This is a genomic window from Streptomyces sp. NPDC032198 (assembly GCF_040636975.1).
GTDB lineage: Bacteria > Actinomycetota > Actinomycetes > Streptomycetales > Streptomycetaceae > Streptomyces.
This window is the reverse complement of record NZ_JBEZVL010000001.1, coordinates 987,175-1,013,297: the sequence shown is the minus strand read 5'-3', so window position 1 is coordinate 1,013,297 and position 26,123 is coordinate 987,175. Positions and strand designations below refer to the sequence as shown.

Genomic DNA, 26,123 nt, shown 5'->3' with positions numbered 1-26,123 from the left:
CTGAGACCGAGAAAGCCCGGTTCGCTTTTCCTGCCCCGTACCACTTGCCTCACTTTTCCCGGAATCCGTCGAAGCCGTCGCATCCGCCGGTCGGATTCCCCTGCCCGAAAACTTGCCCGAAAACTTCCGTTCGGCATGCATGAAGAAAGAAGACCATGAGACCTTTTGATGAACTCGGAATTGACCACGTCGGCTTCTCGGTGGGTGATATCGACGCCGCCACCGCATTCTTCACGGAGAGCTATGGGCTGAGCGTCTACGCCCGCTCCACGTCCCCGGCCGCCGAGACCGGTGCCGCCGAGACCCGCGCCGCCGTGGGCCGGCACGGCATCCGCTTCGTGCTGACCGACGCACAGGGGGCCGACCACGCGGCAGCGGCCTACGTGGAGCGGCATGGTGACGGCGTGTCAGACATCGCGCTGAGCACGCCGGACGCCACGGCCGCCTTCGAGGAGGCGGTGCGCCGGGGTGCCCGGCCGGTCGCCGCCCCGCAGGAGCACGACGGTGTCGTCACCGCGTCCATATCCGCGTTCGGCGACGTGACCCACACGTTCGTGCAGCGCCCCACAGGCGCGCCCACCCACACGCTGCCCGGCCTGACGCCGGTGGACGGAACCCCCGACGCCGACGGGAATCAGTCCGGTTCCACCGCCGCTGGACTGCACACCATCGATCACTTCGCCGTGTGCCTGGAGCCCGGCCAGCTCGTGCCCACGGTCGAGTTCTACGAGAGCGTCCTCGACTTCGAGATGGTCTTCACCGAGCGCATCGTCGTCGGCGGCCAGGCCATGGACTCCAAGGTGGTCCAGAGCCGCTCCGGCGCCGTGACGCTCACCCTGATCGAGCCGGACACCTCCCGCGATCCGGGCCAGATCGACAAGTTCGTCAAGGAGCACGGCGGCGCGGGCGTCCAGCACATCGCGTTCGCGACGGACGACATCGTGCGCGACGTGACCCTGCTCGGCGGTTCCGGTCTCGCCTTCCTCAAGACGCCGTCGACGTACTACGACCTCGTGCCGGAGCGCCTCAGCCTGCTGCGCCACTCGGTCGACCAGCTCCGCTCGCTCAACATCCTGGTCGACGAGGACCAGGACGGGCAGCTGCTGCAGATCTTCACGAAGTCGGTCCACCCGCGCGGCACCCTGTTCTTCGAGGTCATCGAGCGGCTCGGCGCGCGCACGTTCGGCAGCGGCAACATCAAGGCCCTCTACACCGCGGTCGAGATGGAGATGGAGCGGGCGCAGCAGGACGGCGGCCGGTGACTCCGCTCTGCATCGCCGATGTGGCACGCCTCGCGGCCGAACGACTCCCGCAGGGCGTACGGGACTTCGTCGACGGCGGCAGCGGTGACGAGTCCACCCAGGCCACCAACCGGACCGCGCTCGACGGGGTCCGGCTGCTGCCCAGGGTCCTGGGCGGCACGGCCGAGGCCGACACCTCCGCGAAGCTGCTCGCCACCACGGCGGGGATGCCGGTGGCGGTGGCGCCGATGGCGTACCAGCGGCTGCTGCACCCGGAGGGCGAACTCGCGGCGGCGCGTGCCGCCCGGGACGCCCAAGTGCCCTACATCATCAGTACGTTGAGCAGCTTCACGCTGGAGGAGATCGCCTCGGTCGGCGGCCCCGTCTGGTTCCAGCTGTACTGGGTGCACGACCGCGACGTGGTGCTCGACCTGGTCCGCAGGGCGGAGGAAGCGGGGTGCGAGGCACTCGTCGTCACCGTCGACGTGCCGCACATGGGCCGCAGGCTGCGTGACGTGCGCAATGGCTTCTCGCTGCCGTCCGACGTGGTCGCGGCGAACCTCGGCCCGGCCCCGGTCTCCGCCGCGCACACGCGGCAGGCCGGAAGCTCGGCGGTGGCCACCCACACCGCCCTGGCGTTCGATCCGGCGATCGGCTGGGACGACCTGGCGTGGCTGCGGGAACGGACGAAGCTCCCGCTGGTCCTCAAGGGAATCCTGGATCCGCGGGACGCCGAACGCGCCGTGGATCTCGGTGCCGACGGGGTGATCGTCTCCAACCACGGCGGCCGGCAGTTCGCGGCGGCCGTGCCGAGCGTCACCGCGCTGCCCGGGGTGCTTGAAGCGGTCGGCGGCCGGTGCTCGGTGCTGTTCGACAGCGGCGTACGCACCGGCATGGACGTCCTGCGTGCCGTGGCGCTCGGTGCCGACGGGGTGCTGTGCGGCAGGCCCGTGCTCTGGGGTCTTGCCGCCGACGGCGAGGCCGGGGTGCGGCTCGTGCTCGACCTGCTGCGCACCGAACTGCGGGAGGCGCTGCTGCTGTCCGGCTGCCCCGACCTCGCGGCGGCCCGCGAGCTGCGCACCGTTCACCTCTGACACGGCCCGAGTCGCCACTGACGCGGCCCGAGCCTCTGAGACACCCCGAGTCTCTGATGCGGCCCGAGTCTCTGAGACGGCCCGAGCCTCTGAGACGGCCCGAGTCTCTGACGCGGCCCGAGGGCCACGCCCGCCACGGCCTCCCCGGCCCGGCGGACGTGGCCCTCGGTATCAGGCCCGGACGTCCTCAGACCTCCGCACCCTCAAGCCGCAGCAACCAGCGGAAAGAGCCCCATGTCCGCCGCGGCCTTGAGGTAGTCCGCCCCAGCGGTGCCGCCCGTTCCCGGCACCCGCCCGATGATCTTCATCGTGACGCCCCAGTGCGTGCGCTTCATCCCGCGCCAGTTCGTGTCCAGACGCACCATGGCGTCCTGCAGCCGACGCGCGTCCTGCGTGGCCCAGCCCGCCGCCCGGTGCAGGAACTGCTCCTGCAGCGTGGCGTCGAGGGCGAAGAGCGGGCCCTTCTCCGGCCGGTGCGTCTCGCCCTCGCGCTTGGCGCTCACCGTCTCGACCAGCTGGTAGGGCCGCGACTGGATGGCGCTCGCGCCGTGGGTGTGGTCCCGGATCACGGCGAACGACTCCGGAGGCATCGTGGTCAGTACCCGGTAGAGCGGCCCGGTGGAGCCGGAGAGACGGGCCGCCGCCGCCTCCAGGGCGGCTGCCGCGTCGGCCGGGCGGTCCGTGCGGACGGCTTCGACCGCCGTCGTCAGCGCACGGGCCGTCAGCGTGAACAGCCGCTCGAACAACTGGATGGAGCGCAGGAACATCTGCTCGTCGTGCAGCGTCGTGACCGGGAGCAGCGCTATCTCCACGGCCGTGAGCAGCGCGGGCGGCGCCTCGGCCCGGATGGCGGCCACCGCGTCCCGCGCGGCGTCCGCGGCGCGCTCGTCGTCGGGGCCGCCGAGCGCGCCGCGCAGCGTCTCCAGCGGCGCGGTGTCCGACAGGCCCCGCGGGGCGTAGTCGGCGAGCCGTGCCAGGGCCTGCCACACGGCCGTGGTCCGGGTGCGCTGGCGGGGGTCCGTCCCTTCCGCCGCGAGCGCGTCCGTCTCGCGGGTCACGAGATCGGCGAGCAGGACCGCCATCAGCCGGTCGTCCGCCGCGTCGGCCGCCTCCGGTGTGCCGTCCGCCGTCCACTGGGCCACTCCCAGTACGTCGTTCCCGGCGTACGAGACGTAGTTCATCGGCCGGTCGGTGAAGGTCAGCGGCAGCCAGCGGTCGAACACCCAGGCGTCCGGGGACGACCAGGGGCGCGCGCGGCCCGAGCACTCGACGCCGAGCCCGGCCCCGCGCAGGGCGGCGACCAGTTCGGTGGACACGGCGAGCTTGCCCACCCGCCGGTAGTAGTCGACGACCTCGCGGTACGGGAAGCCGCCGAAGTCGGTGCGGCCGGGCCCGAGCGCCCGGTGCGACCAGGCGGTCACCGCGTCGTGGGCCTGCCGCAGGGCCCGGTTGTGATCGCGAACGGTGCCGCGGCCGAGGGCCGCCCCACCGACGCCGGTCTTCTCCTGTTCGAGGTGCTCAGCGGATCCCCCCACCGAAGCCTTCTCGGTCATATACACGCTCTCACCAATTCCCCGGGTCGCTAGACCCGTTCGGCGTTCATGGAGTTCATGGAGTTCACGGACCGCATGTCATCGACCAGGCTCTTGGGACGCATGTCCGTCCAGTTCCGCTCGATGTGGTCCAGGCACGCCTGGCGGGTGTCCTCGCCGTGCACCCGCTCCCAGCCGGCCGGTACGTCGGCGAAGGCCGGCCACAGGGAGTGCTGGCCCTCGGAGTTGACCAGGACCAGGTAGCTGCCGTTGTCGTCCTCGAAGGGGTTGGTCGTCATGCTGTTTCTTCTCCTTGTCGTCGACCGGACATCCGGTCGTTGAGTACCTGGGCGATCACGTCCAGCGCGGCCGGGGTGGTCATCTCCAGGTGTGTGCAGTCCACTTCGTACTCGTGGATCTCTCCCGTCACATGGGAGTCCCACGCCTTGACGGCGTAGGGGTGCGACCCGTCCGCCCGTCCGGAGCGGAAGGCCAGGACGTCGCCCCGGAACACGCCGGGCTCGAACTCCCCGGCGATCCGACGGTTGTTGGCGGCGACTCGGCTGAAGGCCGCGATCCCGGCTTCTCCGATGCCGGCCAGCGGGCTGTCCTGCTCGCGCAGCAGCTCGGCGATCTCCGCCGCGGTCAGGGTCCTGTCAGGGACGCCCCCCACAGCGGCCGGGCCGAGCGCGGCCGTGAGCACGGCGAGGATCTCCTGCTCCAGGTCGCTCTCCAGCTCGCTCCCCAGGTCGCTCTCCCGGTCGCCCTGCGTCCCGAACGTCTCCTCCGCCCGCGCGGGGTAGGAGTCGAGCAGCGCGAGCAGTTCGACCTCCTCGCCCTCGCCCTGCAGCCGGGTGGCGATCTCGTGGGCGACCAGGCCGCCGAACGACCAGCCGGCCAGGCGGTACGGGCCCTTCGGGCGGACCGCGCGGATCTGGGCCACGTAGTCCGCGGCCATCTCCGGCAGGTCGGCCGCGCACTGCTCGTCGGCGTTCAGGCCGCGGGCCTGGAGCGCGTACACGGGGGTGTCCCGGCCCAGGCGCGTGATGAACCCGGAGTAGCACCAGCCGATGCCGACCACCGGGTGCACGAGGAAGTACGGGGTGCTGCCGCGCTGCCCGGCACGCAGCCGCAGCGGGGTGGCGAACGGGTCGTCGGCCTCGTGCAGCCGCCGGGTGAGTCCGGCGACGGTCGGCGCCTCGAAGATGCTGCGGATCGAAGTGGCGGTGCCCAGCTCGGCACGGACGCGGTTGACCAGCCGGGTGGCGAGCAGCGAGTGGCCGCCGAGCTCGAAGAAGTCGTCGTCGATGCCGACGGACTCCAGGCCGAGCACCTCCGCGAACAGCCCGCACAGCACCTCTTCCTGCGGGGTGCGTGCCGCGCGCCCGCCGGTCCCGCGGCCCGCCGTCACGTCGGGTGCGGGGAGCGCCTTGCGGTCCAGCTTGGCGTTCGGGGTGAGCGGCAGGGCGGGCAGCGTGACGACGACCGAGGGGACCATGTAGTCCGGCAGCCGGCCACGGACGTGCGCCCGCAGCGACTCGGAAAGCCCCTCGGAGGCGTCCGGGGCGTCCGAGGCCTCCGAGGCCTCGGGCTCCACGCCCGGCGCGGACTCCCCGGCAGAGGCCCGCACCACGTACCCGACGAGCCGCTTGTCACCGGGCCGGTCCTCGCGGACCACCACCGCGGCCTGGGCCACCCGCGCGTCGGCGACCAGCGCCGTCTCGATCTCGCCCAGCTCGATGCGGTGTCCGCGTACCTTCACCTGGTGGTCGGTGCGGCCGAGGTACTCCAGGTCGCCGTCCGGGGTCCAGCGAGCCAGGTCACCGGTGCGGTACATCCGCGCCCCGGGGGCCCCGTGCGGGTCCGCCACGAAGCGTCCCGCGGTGAGCGCGGGACGGTCCAGATAGCCCCGGGCAAGCCCCTCGCCCGCCAGATACAGCTCCCCGGCCACGCCGGGAAGGACGGGGCGCAGGGCGCCGTCGAGCACGTAGGCCCGGGTGTTGAGGATCGGGCGGCCGATACGGGGCGCACCCTGTACGGGGCCTTCGATCGCGGCGGACGTCGACCACACCGTGGTCTCGGTGGGCCCGTAGAGGTTGGTGACCTCCGCGCCGGTCTCCCGCATCCGCGCGGCGAGTGTCGCGGGCAGCGCCTCGCCGCCCACCAGCATGCGCAGGCCCGCGACGGCGTCCGCCTGCTCGGACAGCAGGGAGTGCCAGAGCGTCGGCGTCGCCTGCATGATCGTCGCCCCGCTGCGCCGGACCAGGCCGGCGAGCTCGGCGGGGTCGAGCACCGCGTCCCGGTCGGCCACGACCACGCTCGCCCCGGTGAGCAGCGGCAGCTGGAGCTCCAGTACGTGGATGTCGAACGCGACCGTGGTCACCGCGAGCATCCGGTCCGCGGTGCCCAGCGGGAACGTGCCGCCCATCGCGGTGAGGAAGTTGAGCAGCGCCCGGTGCGGTACCACGACGCCCTTGGGCGCGCCCGTGGAACCCGAGGTGAAGATCGCGTACGCCGGGTGCGCGGGCCGCAGCGGCGCGGTGCGTTCGGCGTCGGTCAGGTCATGCTCGTCCCGCGCCGCCAGGTCCGCACGCAGCTCCGGGTCGTCGAGGCAGAGCGTCACCTGCCCCTCGGGCAGCCGGTGCCGGTCGACCAGCGTGGTCAGGACGGCGGGCGGACCGGCCTCGGCGAGGATCGCCGCGACCCGCTCGCGCGGATGCCCGAGGTCCACCGGGAGGTAGGCGGCGCCCGCCTTCTGGACGGCCAGCAGGGCGACGACCAGCTGCGGGGAGCGGGGCAGCGCGAGGGCGACGAGCGTCTCGGGGCCCGCGCCACGCTCCACCAGGAGGCGCGCCAGACGGTTGGCCCGCGCGTTCAGTCCGGCGTACGTGATGACCTCGCCGTCCTGCCACAGTGCCGCCGCGTCGGGCGTACGCCGCACCTGCTCCTCGAAGAGCCGGGGCCAGCACCGCTCGTCGAGCACGGCCGCGGTGTCGTTCCACTCCTCGACGACGCGCTGCCGCTCGGCGGCTTCGAGCACGTCCACGCGGCCGACCGGCAGTCCGGGCGTGGCCACGGCGGCCCGCAGCACCCGGCGCAGCCGCCCGGCCCAGCCGAGCACCGCCTCGCGGGTGAACAGGTCGGGCCGGTAGGTGAGCCGGAACCGGAGCCGGTCGCCGGGCAGCACGGTGAGCGTCAGCGGGTAGTGGGCGGCGCCCTGGCCCTCCGTGCCGGCGATCTCCAGGCCCTGGTAGGCGGGCTTGCCGTCGCCGGAAGGGGCGGGGTAGTTCTCGAAGACGTAGAGCGTGTCGAAGAGTTCGCCGCCCGTCCCGGCGAGCTGCTGGATCTCGCCGAGCCCCATGTACTCGTACGCGGCGAGGGACGAACGCTCGGTCTGCAGGCCCGCCATCGTGTCCGCGAGGGACCGACCCGGGGCGAGACGCACCCGTACCGGCACGGTGTTGGCGAAGAGACCGATCATCGACTCGACGCCGGGAAGCTCCGGCGGCCGGCCCGACACCGTCGCGCCGAAGACGACGTCGTCGCTGCCGGTGAGCGCGCCGAGCACCTGCGCCCAGGCGCCCTGCACCACCGAGTTGAGGGTGAGGCCGCCGCGCCGGGCGAACTCGGCGAGCACCGCGGTCAGTTCCGCGTCCAGCTCGGCCTCGGCCTCCTCGGGCAGCACGGTCTCGCGGCCCGCGCCGGGCGGGCCGAGCAGGGTCGGGCCCGCCAGGTCCGCGAGGTGCCGCTGCCAGGCCGCGGTGGCCTCCGTGCGGTCGCGGCCCGCCAGCCAGCGCAGATAGTCGCGGTAGGGCTGGACGGGCGGCAGGGTGTGGTCGCCGCCGTCCTGGGCGTACATGGTGAACAGTTCGTGCAGCATCAGCGGCACCGACCAGCCGTCGAGCAGGATGTGATGGCTCGTCAGTACGAACCGGTGCTCGGCCGGGCCGAGCCGGATCAGGCGGCAGCGGATCAGCGGGGGCTTCTTGAGGTCGAAGCGGGTCGCGCGGTCGTCGGCGAGGGCTTCGGCGAGCCGTTCCGCCCGGTCGGCCGCGGGCAGCTCCGTGAGGTCGAGCTCGCTCCACGGCACCGGCACCCGTTCGAGGACGACCTGCACCGATTCGCCGTTGCGGCGCTGGCGGAACGCGCCGCGCAGGTTGCCGTGCCGGCGCAGCAGTCCGTCGGCGGCCCGGCGCAGGGCCCCGGCGTCCAGGTCCCCGCGCAGGTCGAAGACGAACTGCAAGTGGTAGACGTCCGCGCCCTGTTCGTCGTACATCGCGTGGAACAGGAAGCCCTCCTGGAGGGCCGTCAGCGGCAGCACGTCCTCAATGCGTGCCGGAGCGCGCCTCGCACCCGATTCGCGCTTCATCCCTGGTCCCCGTCCTCGTCGATGTCACTGGAGTCGTCGAAATCGAAGAAATCGTCGAAGGCGAACTCGTCCTCGAACGCCTCGATCTCGTCCTGGTCGAGGCTGACCAGGTCGAAGTCGGATGCCGTCGCGCCACCCGCGTCGGCCCGCTCCACATGCCGGGCCATCGCGGTCAGCGCACGCACCCAGGCGTCCGCGAACGCGGCCACCTCCGCCTCGGTCAGCAGACCTTCCGGCCAGGTCCACGTGGCGCGCAGCTCGGGTCCTTCCGGTCCGGGCCGCGTCATGGCGTTGACCGCGAGCGGGTTGCGCAGCGGCATCGCCGTGCCCGGCGGGATGCCCGCGCCGTCGTCCCGCGTGGCCTCGGGCGCCAGACCCCAGTCGGCGGCCTGTCCCGAACCGTCGAACCGGCCCAGGTAGTTGAAGCCGACCTGCGGGGCGGGCAGGGCAGCCATCGCCGGTGCCGTCTCCGCGTTCAGATACCGCAGGAGGCCGTGGCCGAGACCCTGTGAGGGCACGGTCCGCAGCTGCTCCTTGGCGCGCTTGAGCACGTCCGACACGGCTGACCCCGCCTGCCACAGGTCGTCCCAGTCGACGGTGCCCGGCTCGATGCGTACGGGGTGGACGCTCGTGAACCAGCCGAGGGTGCGGGACAGGTCGAGCCCGTCCATCAGGTCCTCGTGCCGGCCGTGACCCTCGACCTCCACGAGCACCGCACCGCCGCCGGAGCCGCCGGACCCGCCGGAGCCGTCAGCGCCATCGGAGCCGTCAGTGCCGTCGCGGTCGGCCAGCAACGCCAGGGCCAGGGCGGTCAGGAGCACGTCGTTGACGCCCGCGTTGTAGGCGGCGGGCACCCGGGTCAGCACGGCGTCCGTCACCGACGCGGGCACCGCGACCGTGAGCGCACGCGCCGTGGCGGTGGTGTCCCGCGCCGGGTCGAGCTCCCGTGAGCCGATGCGCCGCTCCGGCCGGTCGTACAGCCCCGTCCAGTAGGCGAGCTCGGCGGTGCGGGACGGCTTCGCCGACTCCTCCGTCAGGAGGTTCGCCCAGCGTCGGAACGACGTGCCGACCCCTTCGAGCCGAGGCGCCGCCCCGGCCGCGACGGCAGCCCATGCCGTGCTCAGGTCGTGCAGCAGCACCCGCCAGGACACACCGTCAACCGCGAGGTGATGCAACGTCAGAAGCAGTCGCCCTGAAGCCGTTTCGCCCGCGTCGAACCAGACGGCCTGGAACAGCACGCCGTCCTCCGGCGAGAGCCGCTCACCCGCGGCGGTCGCCTCCTTGGCCATCAGCGCACGGGCCGACTCCTCGTCCATGCCCGTCGTGTCGACACGGCGCAACTGCTCGGCCGCCGACACCGCGCCCGTGGGCCGCACCCGCAGGCGCCAGTCGGCGTCCATGACTTCCAGGCGCAGGACGTCGTGCCGGTCCACCGCCGCCTGAAGAGTCGCGGCCAGGCCCGTCTCGGTCAGGTCGGCAGGGACCTGGAGGAGCACCGACTGGAGCAGTCCGTCCAGGCCGCCGCCGCGTGCGCGCAGATCGTGCATGACCGGGGTGAGCGGCACATCGCCGACACCGTCGTCGGCGGCCACCGCGGTGTCCGTCTCCGTCAACTCACCCGCCACCGACGCGAGTTCCGCCAGTGTTCGGGTGCGGAAGACGTCCTTCGGGGCCAGGGCGAGACCCGCCGAGCGGGCCCGGCTCGCCAGCTGGATGGAGCCGATGCTGTCCCCGCCGAGCTCGAAGAAGTTGTCCTGGACGCCCACCTGCTCCAGACCGAGCACCTCGGCGACCAGGCGGCACACCAGGACCTCCCGCTCCGTGCGCGGGGCGGCGGCGGACCCGGTCCGGTACACGGGAGCGGGCAGCGCGGCCCGGTCCAGCTTCCCGTTGGGGGTCAGCGGCAGCTCGTCCAGGGGCACCACGGCCGAAGGGACCATGTAGTCGGGCAGCAAGTCCCCTACGTGGGCTCGCAGTTCCGCCGGGTCGACGCTCTGGTCCGCCGCGACGACGTAGGCGACGAGTCGCTTGTCCCCTGGGCGGTCCTCGCGGACGACGACGGCGCTCTGCGCGACCGAGGGGTGGCGGGTGAGCGCCGCCTCGACCTCGCCCGGCTCGATGCGGAACCCGCGCACCTTGACCTGGTCGTCGGCACGGCCCGCGAATTCGAGCGTGCCGTCGTGCAGCCAGCGCGCCAGGTCGCCCGTCCGGTACATGCGGCCACCCGCCGGACCGTACGGATCGGCGACGAACCGCTCGCCGGTGAGCGCGGCGCGGTCGAGATACCCGCGCGCCAGGCCCGCGCCCGCGATGTACAGCTCACCGACGGCACCCACCGGAACCGGCGCGAGCGACGCGTCGAGCACGTACGTACGGGTGTTGGCCATCGGGCGGCCGATCGGCAGCCGGTCGCCGAGAGCGTCCGCGGCGGTCACCAGATGCGTCGTGGCGCACAGGGTGATCTCCGTGGGCCCGTACAGATGGCGCACGGCCACGTGCGGGGCGGCGCGCAGCACGCTCTCGACCGCCGCGACCGACACCACGTCGCCGCCGGTGAGGATCTCCCTGACGCCGCCGAGCGCGTCGCCCAGATCGTCCGCGACGACCCGGAAGAGCCCCGCCGTGAAGTGGACACCGGTGATGCCCTCCTCGACGATCAGCCGCTTGAGCTCGGCGACGTCCGGCTCGCCCGGGGGCGCGAGGACGACCCGTGCGCCGGACAGGAGCGGCACCCACAGCTCGTAGTCGGAGATGTCGAAGGCGTACGGGGCGTGCATCAGCACGTGCTCGTGACGGCCCCCCTCCGCCCAGGACGGGTCAAGGGCGAGCTCCAGGAGCGAGCGGTGGGAGATCGCGATGCCCTTGGGCTCCCCGGTGGAACCGGAGGTGTGCATGACGTACGCGAGCGCGTCCGTCCGCCCCGGGATCCGGGGCGCGTGCTCCGCGACCCCGCCCTCCTCGGCGAGCACGACGCGCGCCGCGTTCTCCGGCACGCCCCGCTCCCGCCACGCACGGTCGGTGACCAGGACCCGGGCGCCGGAGCCGCGCAGCACGTCACGCATGCGCTCGTCCGGGTAGCTCTCGTGCAGCGGGGCGTAGGCCGCGCCCGCCTTGAGCACGGCGAGCAGGGCGACCACGAGGTCCGCGGACCGCTCCATGAGCACGGCGACGCGGTCCTCGGGGCGCACACCGAGGTCCACCAGGTGGTGGGCGAGGCCGTTGGCCCGCCGGTCCAGTTCGGCGTACGTCAGTTGCCGGGCGCCGGAGGTGATCGCCACGGCGTCCGGCCGCAGCCGGGCCTGCTCGGCGAACGTCTCGTGGGCCGTCGAGCCGAGCCCCGGAACGGCCACCTGGGTGTCGTTCCACTCGACCACGGTCCGGTGCCGCTCCTCCGGGCCGAGGATGTCGACAAGACCGACCGGGACGTCCGGGTCGGCGACGACCGCCCGCAGCAGCCGCTCAAGACGGCCCGCGATCAGGCCCGCGCTCTCGTGGTCGAAGAGATCGGTGCTGTATTCGAGCATCCCGCGGACTCCGGCGGCGCTCTGTCCGTCCGTGCCCTCCCGCAGGCTCAGCGACAGGTCGAACTTGGCGACGCCGATGTCGACCGGCTCGGCCCCGATGGTGAGGCCGGGCAGTTCGAGGGCTGTCTCCGGGGTGTTCTGGAAGGCGAGGAGCACCTGGAAGAGGGGGTGGCGGGAGCGGGAGCGTGTGGGGTTGACGAGTTCGACGAGGCGCTCGAAGGGGATGTCCTGGTGGGCGTAGGCGTCGAGGTCGGTGGTGCGGACGCGGGAGACGAGGTCCCGGAAGGTGGGCTGTCCGGAGACGTCGGTGCGCAGGACGAGGGTGTTGGTGAAGAAGCCGATGAGGTGATCAAGCGCCTCATCGGTGCGTCCGGCGATGGGGCTGCCGATGGGGATGTCGTCTCCGGCGCCGAGCCGGTTGAGCAGGGCGGCGAGCGCGGCCTGTACGACCATGAAGACGGATGAGGAGGACTCGCGCGCGAACTCCACCAGCCGCTGGTGCAGTTCGGCGTCCCACTCCACCGCCACGCGGCCACCTCGGTGGCTCGACTCGGTGGGGCGCGGCCGGTCCGTCGGCAGCTCCAGTTCTTCGGGTAGGGCGGCGAGGTTGTTGCGCCAGTAGTCGAGCTGGGCGTGCGCCAGGCTGCCGGACTCGTCCTCGTCGCCGAGGAGTTGGCGCTGCCAGAGGGCGTAGTCGGCGTACTGGACGGGCAGCGGCTGCCAACCGGGTTCGCCACCTTCGAGGCGGGCGGCGTAGGCCGTGCCGAGGTCGGCGGCCAGCGGGCCCATGGACCAGCCGTCGCCCGCGATGTGGTGCAGCGAGATGAGCAGTACGTGATCGGCCTCGTCCAGCGTGAACAGGCTCGCCCGCACCGGTATCTCGGAGGACAGGTCGAAGCCCGCCCCCGCCGCCGCGTGCAGCAGACCCGGGAGCTCCCGCTCGTCGGTGCGCGTGACGGACAGGGTGAAGTCCGCCTCCGCCGGAGCGAGGATCCGCTGCTCCGCGTGCCCGTCGGACTCGGTGAAGACCGTGCGCAGGGATTCGTGCCGGGCGACCACATCGCCGAGCGCGGCCTGGAGAGCTTCGCGGTCCACGGTGCCGGTGAGGCGCAGCACCACAGGCATGTTGTAGAGGGCGTCCGCGTCGTGCAGTCGGCTCAGCATCCACAGGCGGTGCTGGGCGAAGGACAGCGGCAGCGGCTCCGGGCGCTCCTGCGGCTCCAGCGCGGGGCGGGCCGCCTCGGCGCCGGTCGACACGGCGGCGAGACCCACCACTGTCGGCGCCTCGAACAGGGTGGCGAGCGGCAGCTCGATGCCCAGGACGGAGCGGACCCGGCTGACCAGTCGCGTGGCGAGCAGCGAATGGCCGCCCAGCTCGAAGAAGTTGTCGTCGATGCCGACCCTGGTGAGACCGAGGACCTCGGCGAAGAGCCCGCAGAGGACCTCCTCACGCGGGGTTCGCGGAGCGCGGCCCGAGATCACCGCGTCGTAGTCCGGGGCAGGCAGCGCCTCGCGGTGCACCTTGCCGGTGGGGGAGAGCGGGATCGCGTCCATGGTGACGACGGCGGCCGGGACCATGTATTCGGGCAGGGTGGCGGCTACGTGGGCGCGGAGTTCGGCGGGGTCGATGTCCTGGCCGGGGTCCGTGGGAACCACGTATGCGACGAGGCGTTTGTCGCCGGGGCGGTCTTCGCGTACGACGACGGCGGCGTGGGAGACCGTGGCGTGGCGGTCGAGGACGGCGGCTATCTCGCCGGGTTCGATGCGGAAGCCGCGGACCTTGACCTGGTCGTCCGCGCGGCCCAGGTATTCGAGTTCGCCGTCCGTGTTCCAGCGCACGAGGTCGCCGGTGCGGTACATGCGCTCGCCGGGCTCCCCGAACGGGCAGGCCACGAAACGCTCACCCGTCAGGCCCGGACGGCCCAGATAACCGCGGGCGAGACCGTCGCCCGCCAGATACAGCTCACCCACGACCCCGGCGGGCACCGGGCGCAGACCCGAACCCAGCACGTACACGCGGGTGTTGGCGATGGGCCGGCCGATCGGCGCGGACACGGCTCCCGTCAGCGGGGCGCTCAGCGTGGCGCACACGGTCGACTCGGTCGGGCCGTACGCGTTGAGCATCCGCCGCCCGGCCGACCAGCGGGCCGTCACCTCGGGCGGGCAGGCCTCGCCGCCGGTGATCAGACCGCGCAGCGTGGGTACGCGCTCCGGGTCCAGGGTGGCGACGAAGGCGGGCGGCAGCATGGCGTGCGTGACGCGTTCCTCTGCCATGAGTCGCACCACGGCGTCCCCGATGACCTGCTCGGGGCGCGGCACGACCAGAGCCGCACCGCCCAGCAGCGTCATGGCCAGCTCGCACGCCGAAGCGTCGAAGCTGAGCGAGGCGAACTGCAGCACCCTCGACGCGCCGTCCACGCCGAGCGACTCCTGGTGGGAGAGCGCGAGGCTCGCCAGGCCGTGGTGCGTGACCAGGACACCCTTGGGCGTACCGGTGGAGCCCGACGTGTACACGATGTACGCCGGGTGGTCGGTCCGCAGCGTGAACTTCCGCTCGGCATCGGCCAGGGCGACCGCGGGGAAGGCGGCGAGCCGGGCGGCGGCCTCGGGCCCGTCGAGGTGCCAGCGCGGCACGGAGTCCGGGACGCGCCGACCGGCGTCGCCCACGGTCAGCAGGCCCATGGGCGCGGCATCCGCGCACATGTAGGCGGCGCGCTCGGCCGGGTAGTCCGGGTCGATGTTCAGGTACGCGGCGCCCGCCTTGACCACTGCGAGGACGGCCACGACGAGGTCCGCCGAGCGCGGGATGGCGAGGGCCACCACCGATTCGGGCCCGACGCCACGGCTGACCAGCAGCCGGGCCAGTCGGTTCGCCCGTGCGTCGAGTTCGGCGTAGCTGAGGGTGGTGCCGTCGTGGATGACGGCGGCGGCGTCCGGGGTGCGGGCCACCTGGGCCTCGAACAGGGCCGGCAGGGTGCCGTGCTCGACCGGGGTCGCGGTGTCGTTCCACCCGGCGAGGACCTGCTGCCGCTCGTCGGCGCCGAGCAGCTCGACCCGGCTGACCGGGACGTCCGGCTCGGTGACCACGGCACGCAGGAGGGTTTCCAGGCGGCGCGCGAGACCGGCGGCGGTGATGGCGTCAAAGAGGTCACCGCTGAACTCAAGGAGCCCGTGCAGGCCACCGGTCTCCGCACGCTCGCGCAAGCTGAACACCAGGTCGAACTTGGCGACACCGGTGTCCACCGGCTCGGCCCCGATGGTGAGGCCGGGCAGTTCGACGACCGTCTCCGAGGTGTTCTGGAAAGCCAGCATCACCTGGAAGAGGGGGTGGCGGGAGCGGGAGCGTGTGGGGTTGACGAGTTCGACGAGGCGCTCGAAGGGGATGTCTTGGTGGGCGTAGGCGTCGAGGTCGGTGGTGCGGACGCGGGAGACGAGGTCCCGGAAGGTGGGCTGTCCCGAGACGTCGGTGCGCAGGACGAGGGTGTTGGTGAAGAACCCGATGAGGTCGTCGAGGGCTTCGTCGGTACGTCCGGCGATGGGGCTGCCGATGGGGATGTCGTCCCCGGCGCCGAGTCGGTTGAGCAGGGCGGCGAGTGCGGCCTGTACGACCATGAAGACCGACGAGGAGGACTCGCGCGCGAACTCCACGACCCGCTGGTGCAGTTCGGCGTCCCAGTCGAGCGGAATCATGCCGCCGTCGTGGCTGGCCACCGCGGGACGGGGCCGGTCGGTGGGCAGGTCGAGCTCTTCGGGGAGGGCGGCGAGGTTCGTGCGCCAGTAGTCGAGCTGGGCGTGCGCCAGGCTGCCGGACTCGTCCTCGTCGCCGAGGAGTTGGCGCTGCCAGAGGGCGTAGTCGGCGTACTGGACGGGCAGCGGCTGCCAGGCAGGGCCTTCGCCTTCGGCGCGGGCGGCGTAGGCCGTGCCGAGGTCGGCGGCCAGCGGGCCCATGGACCAGCCGTCGCCCGCGATGTGATGCAGGACCAGCGAGAGCACGTGCTCGTCCTCGCCCGCCGCGAACAGGGCCGCACGCACCGGCAGTTCGCGCGACAGGTCGAAGCCCGCCGTCATCTCCTGGCGCAGCGCGGAACGCAGCTCCGCCTCATCGGAGACGGTGACCTGCTGGATGGGAACGTACGCGGCTTCGACGCCGAGGACGGTCTGGTGGGCTTCGCCGTCGGTGTCCGGGAAGACCGTGCGCAGGGATTCATGCCGGGCGACGACGTCGCCGAGCGCGGCCTGCAGCGCCTCGCGGTCGAGCCGGCCGGTGAGACGCAGGGCGAGCGGCATGTTGTAGAGCGCGCCCGCGCTCTCCAGGCGGTTGAGGAACCACAGGCGGCGCTGGGCGAACGACAGCGGTACGGCTTCGGGGCGCGGCTGGCGGGTGAGCGCCGGTCGTGCCGCATCCGCCTGAGTGGCCGCCGTGGCGAGTCCGGCGACGGTGGGGGTCTCGAAGAGTGCGCCCAGGGAGAGTTCGATGCCCAGGACGGAGCGGACCCGGCTGACCAGTCGCGTGGCGAGCAGCGAATGGCCGCCCAGGTCGAAGAAGTTGTCGTCGATGCCGACGTGCTGGATGCCCAGGACTTCGGCGAAGAGTCCGCAGAGGACTTCCTCGCGGGGGGTGCGCGGGGCACGGCCCGCCACTACCGCTCCGAAGTCGGGGGCGGGCAGGGCACGCCGGTCCAGCTTCCCGTTCGGGGTCAGCGGCAGGGCATCCATGGTGACGACGGCGGCCGGGACCATGTATTCGGGCAGGGTGGCGGCTACGTGGGCGCGGAGTTCGGCGGGGTCGATGTCCTGGCCGGGGTGCGCCGGGACCACGTATGCGACGAGGCGTTTGTCGCCGGGGCGGTCTTCGCGTACGACGACGGCGGCGTGGGAGACCGTGGCGTGGCGGTCGAGGACGGCGGCTATCTCGCCGGGTTCGATGCGGAAGCCGCGGACCTTGACCTGGTCGTCCGCGCGGCCCAGGTATTCGAGTTCGCCGTCCGTGTTCCAGCGCACGAGGTCGCCGGTGCGGTACATGCGCTCGCCGGGCTCCCCGAACGGGCAGGCCACGAAACGCTCACCGGTCAGACCCGGACGCCCCAGATAACCGCGCGCCACACCGTGTCCGGCGACGTACAGCTCGCCGGGCACTCCGGCCGGTACGGGCAGCAGGCCCGAACCGAGCACGTACAGACGGGTGTTGGCGAGCGGGCGGCCGATCGGCAGCGGGCCGGAAGCAAGGCCGGATGTGAGGCCGGATGCCGGATCCGTGCCGGGGGCGATCCGGTGCTCGGTGCAGCTCACGGTCGTCTCGGTCGGACCGTAGACGTTCCGCACGGTCACCTCGGGGTGCGCGGAGCGCCAGCTGTCCAGGGCCTCGGCGGTCAGCGCCTCACCCGCCAGCAGCAGGTCGCCGGTCGGTGACGCGTGCCCGGGGAGGGCTTCGAGCAGCGGCAGGTGGCTGGGCGTGCCCTTGAGCAGGGTCGGCGCGGTGGCCGGGAGACCGGCCTCGTCGAGACTGCCCACGCACACGGAGCCGCCGACGGTCAGCGGCGTCAGGAGCGCGGTGACCGTCATGTCGAAGGACACCGAGGAGTGCAGCAGCGCGGATCCGCCCGCGCTCGGGTAGCTGCGGCCCGCCCACTCCAGGTAGTCGACGAGGTTGCGCTGCTCCACGACGACGCCCTTGGGGACGCCGGTGGACCCCGAGGTGTAGATGACGTACGCGGGGTGGTGCGGCCGCAGCGGACGGGTCCGCCGCTCGTCGTCCGGGTTCTCGGCCACGGGCGGCACGAGGTCGCAGAAGAGCCGCGGCAGCCCGGACGATTCAACGCCGAGCTCTGCATCCGCGGCGAACTCCGCGCGCCCCGCGACCGTTTCCTCCGTCGTCAGGAGCAGCGCGGGAGCGGAGTCCCGCAGCATGTGCGCGATGCGGTCGGCCGGGTAGTCGCAGTCGACCGGCAGATAGGCGGCACCGGCCTTGAGCACGCCGAGCAGCCCGGCGAGAAGCCGCGGCGACGGGCGCATGGCCACCGCCACCAGGTCCTCGGGGCCCACGCCCCGCTCGGTGAGCTGCCGGGCCACACCGTTGGCGAGCGCGTTGAGCCCGGCGTAGCTGAGAGTGGTGCCGTCGTGGATGACGGCGGCGGCGTCCGGGGTGCGGGCGGCCTGGGCCTCGAAGAGGGCCGGGAGGGTGTCGTGCGCGACCGGGGCGGCGGTGTCGTTCCAGTCGGTCAGGATGCGGTGCCGCTCGTCGGCGTCGAGGAGTTCGACCCGGCTGACCGGGCGGTCCGGGTCCGTCAGGAGGGCGCGCAGGACGTGATCGAGGCGTGCGGTGAGCGCGGCCGCGGTCTCGTGGTCGAAGAGATCGCCGTTGTACTCCAGCGTGCCGCCGATGCCCGCAGGGCCCTGCTCCCCGTGCCGTTCCTGCACGTTGATCGACAGGTCGAACTTGGCGACACCGACGTCGACCCCCTCGATCCCGACTGCGAGACCGGGCAGTTCGAGGGACGCCTCAGGAGTGTTCTGGAAGGCGAGGAGCACCTGGAAGAGGGGGTGGCGGGAGCGGGAGCGTGTGGGGTTGACGAGTTCGACGAGGCGCTCGAAGGGGATGTCCTGGTGGGCATAGGCGTCGAGGTCGGTGGACCGGACGCGGGAGACCAGCTCCCGGAAGGTGGGCTGACCGGAGACGTCGGTGCGCAGGACGAGGGTGTTGGTGAAGAAGCCGATGAGGTGATCAAGCGCCTCGTCGGTGCGTCCGGCGATGGGGCTGCCGATCGGAATGTCGTCCCCGGCGCCGAGCCGGTTCAACAGTGTCGCGAGCGCGGCCTGCACCACCATGAAGACCGACGAGGAGGACTCGCGCGCGAACGCCACCAGCCGCTGGTGCAGTTCGGCGTCCCACTCCACCGCCACGCGGCCACCTCGGTGGCTCGACTCGGTGGGGCGCGGCCGGTCCGTCGGGAGGTTCAGCTCGTCCGGAAGCCCCGCGAGCCGGTCACGCCAGTAGTCGAGTTGGGCGTGCGCCAGGCTGCCGGACTCGTCCTCGTCGCCGAGGAGTTGGCGCTGCCAGAGGGCGTAGTCGGCGTACTGGACGGGCAGCGGCTGCCAACCCGGTTCGCCACCTTCGAGGCGTGCCGCGTAGGCCGTGCCGAGGTCGGCGGCCAGCGGGCCCATGGACCAGCCGTCGCCCGCGATGTGGTGCAGGACCAGCGAGAGCACGTGCTCGGTCGCGCTGAGCCTGAACAGGCTTGCGCGTACGGGGATGTGGGACGACAGGTCGAAGCCCGCCCCGGCAGCCGCGCTCAGCAGGCCCGGAAGCTCCCGCTCGTCGGTCTCGGTCACCGGCAGCGGCACCGGGACGGAGCCCAGGACGCTCTGGTGGGCTTCGCCGTCGACGTCCGGGAAGACCGTGCGCAGCGACTCGTGCCGGGCGACGACGTCGCCGAGCGCGGCCTGAAGCGCGTCGTGGTCCAGGGTTCCGGTGAGGCGCAGGGCGAGCGGCATGTTGTAGAGCGCGCCCGCGCTCTCCAGGCGGTTGAGGAACCACAGCCGCTGCTGCGAGAAGGAGAGCGGCACCGCGTCCGGACGCGACTGCCGCGTCAGCGCGGGCCGTGCCGCGTCCGCCTGTGCGGCGGCCGTGGCGAGTCCGGCGACGGTGGGGGTCTCGAAGAGTGCGCCCAGGGAGAGTTCGATGCCCAGGACGGAGCGGACGCGGCTGACCAGTCGCGTGGCCAGGAGCGAATGGCCGCCCAGGTCGAAGAAGTTGTCGTCGATGCCGACCTGCTGGACGCCGAGGACTTCGGCGAAGAGTCCGCAGAGGACTTCCTCGCGGGGGGTCCGCGGGGCACGGCCCGCCACTACCGCTCCGAAGTCGGGGGCGGGCAGCGCACGCCGGTCCAGCTTCCCGTTCGGGGTCAGCGGCAGGGCGTCCAAGGCCACGATGACGGCCGGGACCATGTACTCCGGCAGCGCCGCCGCGACCTGGGCGCGCAGCTCCGCCGCGTCCACCTCATGGCCGGGGTCCGCCGGAACGACGTACGCGACGAGCTGACCGGGGCGGTCCGCCCGCGTCATCACGACCGCCTGGGCGACCGTCGGCCGCGCCGTCAGGACGGACTCGATCTCGCCGAGCTCGATGCGGTGGCCGCGGACCTTGACCTGGTCGTCCGCACGGCCCAGGTACTCCAGTTCACCGGAGGCGTTCCAGCGCACGAGGTCACCGGAGCGGTACATGCGCTCGCCCGGCTCCCCGAACGGGCAGGCCACGAAACGCTCACCCGTCAGACCCGGACGCCCCAGATATCCGCGCGCCACACCCTCGCCCGCGAGATAGAGCTCACCCACGACACCCACCGGCACCGGCCGCAGCCGCGCGTCCAGGACGTAGGCGCGCATGTTCGTGACCGGCCGGCCGATCGGCGGCCTGGCGTCGCCGGACAGTGGCCCGCTCAGCGTCGCGCAGACGGTGATCTCCGTCGGGCCGTAGGCATTGATCATTCGGCGGCCAGGGGACCAGCGGGCCACCAGCTCGCCGGAGGACGCCTCACCGCCCACCAGGAGCGTGCGCACCGTGGGCAGGTCCGACGGCGCGAGGACGTCCAGTACCGACGGCGGAAGCAGCAGATGCGTCACCTCGTGCTCGGCGGCGAGCGCCACCAGCGGGGCGCCGGGCCGCAGCCTGTCGGGCGAGGCGAGGACCAGGGTGGCGCCGGAGAGCAGCGCCATGGACAGCTCCCAGAACGCCGCGTCGAAGCTGAGCGAGGCGAACTGGAGGACCCGGTCGCCGGGGCCGAGGTCGAGGAGGTTGCCGCGGGCGTCGAGCAGGCTCGCCACGCCCCTGTGGGTGCAGACGACTCCCTTGGGGCGGCCGCTGGATCCCGAGGTGTAGATGATGTAGGCCGCGTGGGAGAGCGTGAGCGGGCCGTGCCGCTCGGCGTCCGTCACGTTCATCTCGGACAGGACGTCGGAGTACACACCGGAGAGAACATCAGCACCGATGAGCCCGGCCGTCGCCTCCTCCGCCGCCGTCCACTCCTCGGCCGTCCAGTGCGCCGTGCCCGCGGGCAGCCCGCCCGAGAGGGCCGCCGTGGTGAGCGTCAGCCGGGGCGCTCCGTCGGTGAGCAGGTACGCGATGCGGTCGGCCGGGTATGCCGGGTCGACGGGCAGATACGCGGCACCGGACTTGAGTACGGCGAGGACCGCGACGACCAGCTCCGCCGAGCGCGGCAGCATCAGGGCCACCGTGTCCTCGGGGCCGATGCCGCGCGCGATGAGCATGCGGGCGAGCCGGTTGGCACGCCGGTTCAGCTCGCCGTACGAGAGGCTGGTGCCACCGAACGGACCACTGCCGTCGGAGGGACCCGTCCCGTCGAAGACGACGGCGGGCGCGTCCGGCGACTCGGCGGCCCGTGCCTCGAAGAGCGCGGGCACGGTCAGCCGGGGCACATCCCGCCGGGTGTCGTTGAACTCGCCCGCGAGCCGGGTGCGTTCGGCGTCCGTGAGCAGCTCGATGTCGCCGATGCCCCGCTCGGGCGAGGCGACCGCGGCGCTCAGCAGCCGCACGAGCCTGCCCACCAGCAGCTCGACACTGCCCCGGTCGAACAGGTCGGTGCTGTACTCGATGAAGCCCTCTAGCCCGGCGGGCGCGCCGGACGCGTCCCGGGTCTCGGTCAGGCTCAGCGAGAGGTCGAACTTGGACCCGCCGGGGTGGACGGCGTACCGGTCGAGGTCGATGCCGGGCAGCTCCATGCCGGCTTCCGGGGTGTTCTGCAGCGCGAGCAGGATCTGCACCAGCGGCTGCCGGCTCGCGGAACGGGTCGGGTTGAGCACCTCGACGAGCCGGTCGAACGGCAGGTCCTGATGGGCGTACGCCTCCAGATCGGCGGCCCTGACCCGGTCCACGAGGTCGCCGAAGCCGGGGTTCCCCGAGGTGTCGGTGCGCAGGACCAGGGTGTTGACGAAGAACCCGACGAGGTCGTCGAGGGCTTCGTCCGTGCGGCCCGCGACCGGGCTGCCGACGGGGATGTCGTCGCCCGCGCCCAACCGGCTGAGCAGCGCGGCGAGTCCGGCCTGGAGCACCATGTACAGCGTGGCCCCGCGGCCCGCCGCCAGGTCCGCGAGCGCCCGGTGCAGTTCCGCGCCGAGGGCCACGGGCAGCGCCGCGCCCTCGTGGCCGGTCACCGCGGGGCGTGGCCGGTCGGTGGGCAGGTCGAGTTCCTCCGGCAGGGCGGCGAGCGCCGTGCGCCAGTACGCGAGCTGCCGGTGGGCCAGGCTGTCCGGGTCGGTCTCGTCGCCGAGGAGCTCGCGCTGCCACAGGCTGTAGTCGGCGTACTGGACGGGCAGTGGCCGCCAGCCGGGCTCGCCGCCGTCGAGACGTGCCGCGTAGGCCGTGCCGAGGTCGCGTGCCAGCGGGGCCATCGACCATTCGTCGCCCGCGATGTGGTGCAGCACGAGCGCCAGCACGTGCTCCCGCTCGCCGAGCCTGAACAGGGTGGCGCGCAGCGGTATCTCGCGGGACAGGTCGAAGTCCGTGCGCGCCGCGTCGTCCAGGAGGCCGGAGAGCCGCGCCTCGTCCGTCTCCGTCACCGGGAGGGGTACGGCGGGGGAGGCGAGCACGGTCTGGCGTGCGGCGCCGTCGGTCTCCGGGAAGACGGTGCGCAGCGACTCGTGCCGGGCGACGACGTCACCCAGGGCGGCGCGCAGCGCCTCGCGGTCGAGGTCGCCGCGCAGCCGCAGGGCGAGCGGCATGTTGTACGTCGACCCGCCGCCCTCGACCTGGTGCAGGAACCACAGCCGCTGCTGGGCGAAGGAGAGCGGGACCGCTTCGGGCCTGGGCATCGGCACCAGCGCCGGGCGGACGGCGGCGCTCGCCGCGGGGTCCGCGGCGAGCGCGGCGGCGAGGCCTGCCACGGTCGGCGACTCGAAGAGGGTGCTCAGCTGGATCTCGGCGCCGAGTTCGGCCCGTACCCGCACGGCGAGGCGGGTGGCGAGCAGCGAGTGGCCGCCGAGGTCGAAGAAGTTGTCGTCGATGCCGGGCTGCTGGACACCGAGGACCTCGGCGAACAGGCCGCAGAGGATCTCCTCGTGCGCGGTACGCGGCGCACGTCCCGCCGAGGCGGCGTCGAACCGGGGCGCGGGCAGCGCACGCTGGTTGAGCTTGCCGTTCGGCGTGAGCGGCAGGGAGTCCACGGCGACCACGGCCGCGGGCACCATGTACGAGGGGACGGACTCGCCCGCGTACGAGCGCAGTTCGGACGGGTCGAAGCCGCCGTCACGCGGCACCACATAGGCGACGAGCCGCTTGTCGCCGGGGCGGTCTTCGCGCGCCACGACCGCGACCTGGGCGACCCGCGGATGGCGGGAGAGGGCGGCCTCGACCTCGCCGAGCTCGATCCGGAACCCGCGGATCTTCACCTGGTGGTCGGCGCGCCCCTCGTGGACGAGGAGGCCGTCGGACGTCCAGTGGGCCAGGTCGCCGGTGCGGTACATCCGGCTGCCCGCCGGGCCGAAGGGGCAGGCGACGAACCGGTCGGCGGTCAGCGAGGGGCGGCCGAGGTAGCCGCGGGCCAGCCCCGGACCGGCCACGTACAGCTCCCCGACGGCGCCGGGCGGCACCGGCCGCAGACCGGCGTCCAGCACATAGGCGCGCAGGTCCGGCAGGGCGGGGCCGACGGTGCTTCCGCTGTCGGCGGCGGCCGAGGCGCGGGTGAGGGCGTGCTGGGTGACGTGCACGGTGGTCTCGGTGATGCCGTACATGTTGACGAGCGTCGGCCGGTCCTCGGGGTGGCGGTCGTACCACTCGCCGAGCCTGCCCGGGACCAGTGCCTCGCCGCCGAAGATGACGTAACGCAGGGCCAGCCGGCTGTCGGGGCGCCGTTGGTCGGCCTCGATGAGCTGGTAGAACGCCGACGGGGTCTGGTTGAGCACCGTGACCCGCTCGTCGGCGAGCAGGTCGAGGAAGGCCTCGGGCGAGCGCGAGACGGTGTGCGGCACGACCACCAGACGGCCGCCGTACAGCAGCGCGCCCCACAGCTCCCACACCGAAAAGTCGAAGGCGTAGGAGTGGAAGAGCGTCCAGACGTCCCGCTCGCCGAAGCCGTATTGCTCCTCGGTGGCCGAGAGCAGCCGGGTGACGTTGCGGTGGGTGTTCACCACACCCTTCGGCTTGCCCGTCGAACCGGACGTGAAGATCACGTACGCCGGGTGATCGGCCCGCAGCGGCGCGGCCCTGTCGGCGTCGGTGGGGTCGCTCGCGGGGTGCCCCGACACGTCCCGTACGGCCTCCACGGTGTCGAGCACCAGGACGGGCCGGGCCTCGGCGAGGACGGCGTCGATCCGGGCGGCGGGCGCGTCCGGGTCGACCGGCAGATATCCGGCGCCGGACTTGAGCACGGCGAGGACGGCCACGACCAGCTCGACGGAGCGCGGCAGGACGAGCCCGACGAGCCGCTCGGGACCGGCCCCGCGGGCGATCAGCCGGTGGGCGAGCCGGTTGGCCCGCTCGTTCAGCTCGCGGTAGGTCAGCCGCTCGCCCTCGTGCACCAGGGCGGTGGCGTCGGGGGTGCGCCGGACCTGCGCCTCGAACCAGTCGGGGAGCGTCCCGGCGTCCAGATCGTGGGCGGTTCCGTTCCACTCCGTGAGCACGCGGGCGCGCTCGTCCGGCGCCATGACGTCCAGGGTGCCGATGGGCCGTGCGGGATCGGCGGTCAGCGCCCGCAGATACGCGACGAACCGCTGCCCGTGGCCGGTGATGGCCTCGGCGTCGTACGCGGCGACGTTGCCGGTGATCCGGACGCCGATGCCGTCGTCGCCGGAGCCGCCCTCGAAGATGATGACGAGGTCGTCGACGGGCCCGCTGGGCATGCCGTGCACGGAGGCCACGCAGGGCCCGAACCGCAGCCCCTCCTCCAGCGGGAGGAAGTTGATGGAGGGGCCGAACATGCGGCGGGAGAGGCCGCCGAGGCCGAGGTCCTTGCGGAGGTCCTCGCCGCGGTAGCGCTGGTGGCGCAGCAGGCCGCGCATCTCCTGGCCGACGTGGCGCTGCAGGTCGCCGAACGACATGTCGGGCCGCACGGCGATCCGCAGCGGGAGCACGTTCGAGGCCATGCCGGGGGTCTCCCGGGTGACCGGCGTGAGGCGGCCGGTCACGGGAAAGCCGAGAACGACGTCATCGGTGTGGGTGAAGTGCCGCAGATAGGCCGCGGCGGCTGCGGTCAGGGTGACCTGCCAGGTCGAGCGCGCCTCCCGGGCGAGCCGTTTGATTTCCGCGAAATAGTCGGCTTCCAGCCATGAGCCATGGCTCTTCGACTCGGCCCACAGCCCGGTGGCCCGGTCGGGCAGGTTCAGGATGTCGGGGTCGTCACCGAACTTTTCCAGCCAGTAGTCGCGGTCCCTGCCGCTGCGCTCGCCCTCGGCGTACTTCATGTCCTCGTCGAGGAACTCGGAGAGCGGGGAGAAAGGCGTCGCGGGTATCCCGTGACCGTCTTCCGTGAGCGCGGTATAACACGTCGAGACACGCTGCACGAGGAGATTGAAGGCATAGGCGTCGCACACGATGTGGTGCGTCCGCATGTACCAGAAGAATCGGTCGGGTCCGACCTTGAACAGCATTTGTTTGAACAGTGGACCATTCAGTAGATCAATGGGCTGTTCGAGGTCCGCCTGCATGGCCGCGAATGCCGTGGCGCCGGGGTCGTCGTCCGAGGTCAGGTCGGCGTGGGGGAGGGGCCAGTCGCGGTCGGACCGCAGGTACTGCCGGGGGACGCCGTCCGTCTCGCCGAACGTGACGTGCAGCGCCTCGGCCTCGTCGACCGCCTGGCGAAGGGCTTTCTCGAAGAGCGCCTCGTCGAGCGCGCCGCGAATCTCCACATAGCCGTTGACGTTGTAGAGAAGGCTGTCCGGAGCCAGCTCCTGGGCGAACCAGACGCGCTCCTGGGCTACCGACAAAGGATTGCTTGCGGACTGCGGCCCGTCGAACACTCTGAGAATCCCCCACGCGTCAGCAGGGGGCTATGCGGAATCGCCTCTGGCCCCCCGGTGTACGGGAGTTCACCCCGCCCGCACACACTTTCCAAAGTCGAACAAGATCGAATGCTAGCACCATGCGACGACATGTCAGTTTCCCGAAGGGCTTTCCGGGGGTCTTCTGTCGCCTTCATCACAAGCGGCAGTGCGACGGGGTGGAAGCGGTCTGAATTTCCCGTTACCGGAATGCAAAATTCCACGAATGCCATGCGAAAAGCCCCGCCTCGCCGTCCTGGGGAAGGACGGGAGACGGGGCTTCCGGTTCAAGCTGGGTGGATCCACACCCGCGTGGCGAACGCAGGTCGCGTGCGGATCCGGGGTGCCGGTCAGGAGCGGAAGAGAGGGCCCGCTGA

6 protein-coding genes are annotated in these 26,123 nt (G+C 72.5%); 2 read left to right on the top strand and 4 right to left on the bottom strand.

Translation table 11 applies throughout. From position 1 onward, the window contains the following. Window positions 1-155: 155 nt before the first annotated feature. Both hppD and AB0E78_RS04590 read left to right on the top strand, forming a co-directional pair. Window positions 156-1,262, top strand: a complete 1,107-nt coding sequence (hppD, locus tag AB0E78_RS04595) for a 4-hydroxyphenylpyruvate dioxygenase (protein WP_361828157.1) — start codon at window positions 156-158, stop codon at window positions 1,260-1,262. Then, window positions 1,259-2,335 carry an alpha-hydroxy acid oxidase gene (locus AB0E78_RS04590; RefSeq protein ID WP_361828155.1) on the top strand — a complete coding sequence of 359 codons (1,077 nt, stop codon included), beginning with the start codon at window positions 1,259-1,261 and terminating at the stop codon, window positions 2,333-2,335. The genes hppD and AB0E78_RS04590 overlap by 4 nt, the downstream gene beginning before the upstream one ends. 203 nt (window positions 2,336-2,538) lie before the next feature. Here the strand turns inward: AB0E78_RS04590 and AB0E78_RS04585 are convergent, their stop codons facing one another. From AB0E78_RS04585 to AB0E78_RS04570, 4 genes are read right to left on the bottom strand one after another with little or no spacing between them, the layout of a single operon-like run. Beyond that, on the bottom strand, window positions 2,539-3,870 hold the full coding sequence (locus tag AB0E78_RS04585) for a hypothetical protein (protein ID WP_361828153.1): 1,332 nt from the start codon (window positions 3,868-3,870) through the stop codon (window positions 2,539-2,541). A gap of 47 nt (window positions 3,871-3,917) precedes the next feature. Then, window positions 3,918-4,166 carry an MbtH family protein gene (locus tag AB0E78_RS04580; RefSeq protein ID WP_361828150.1) on the bottom strand — a complete coding sequence of 83 codons (249 nt, stop codon included), beginning with the start codon at window positions 4,164-4,166 and terminating at the stop codon, window positions 3,918-3,920. Further along, complete coding sequence (locus tag AB0E78_RS04575) at window positions 4,163-8,236, bottom strand: amino acid adenylation domain-containing protein (protein ID WP_361828148.1); 4,074 nt, start codon at window positions 8,234-8,236, stop codon at window positions 4,163-4,165. Before AB0E78_RS04575 ends, AB0E78_RS04580 begins: the two co-directional genes overlap by 4 nt. Further along, a complete protein-coding gene (locus AB0E78_RS04570) occupies window positions 8,233-25,692 on the bottom strand; it encodes a non-ribosomal peptide synthase/polyketide synthase (RefSeq protein WP_361828146.1) in 17,460 nt (5,819 codons plus the stop codon). The genes AB0E78_RS04575 and AB0E78_RS04570 overlap by 4 nt, the downstream gene beginning before the upstream one ends. Window positions 25,693-26,123 lie beyond the last annotated feature (431 nt).

Excerpts from the sequence above, each read along its gene's own strand:
- AB0E78_RS04575 (WP_361828148.1), bottom strand. The coding sequence starts at position 8,236 with ATGAAGCGCGAATCGGGTGCGAGGCGCGCTCCGGCACGCATTGAGGAC.
- AB0E78_RS04580 (WP_361828150.1), bottom strand. The coding sequence starts at position 4,166 with ATGACGACCAACCCCTTCGAGGACGACAACGGCAGCTACCTGGTCCTG.
- hppD (WP_361828157.1), top strand. The coding sequence starts at position 156 with ATGAGACCTTTTGATGAACTCGGAATTGACCACGTCGGCTTCTCGGTG.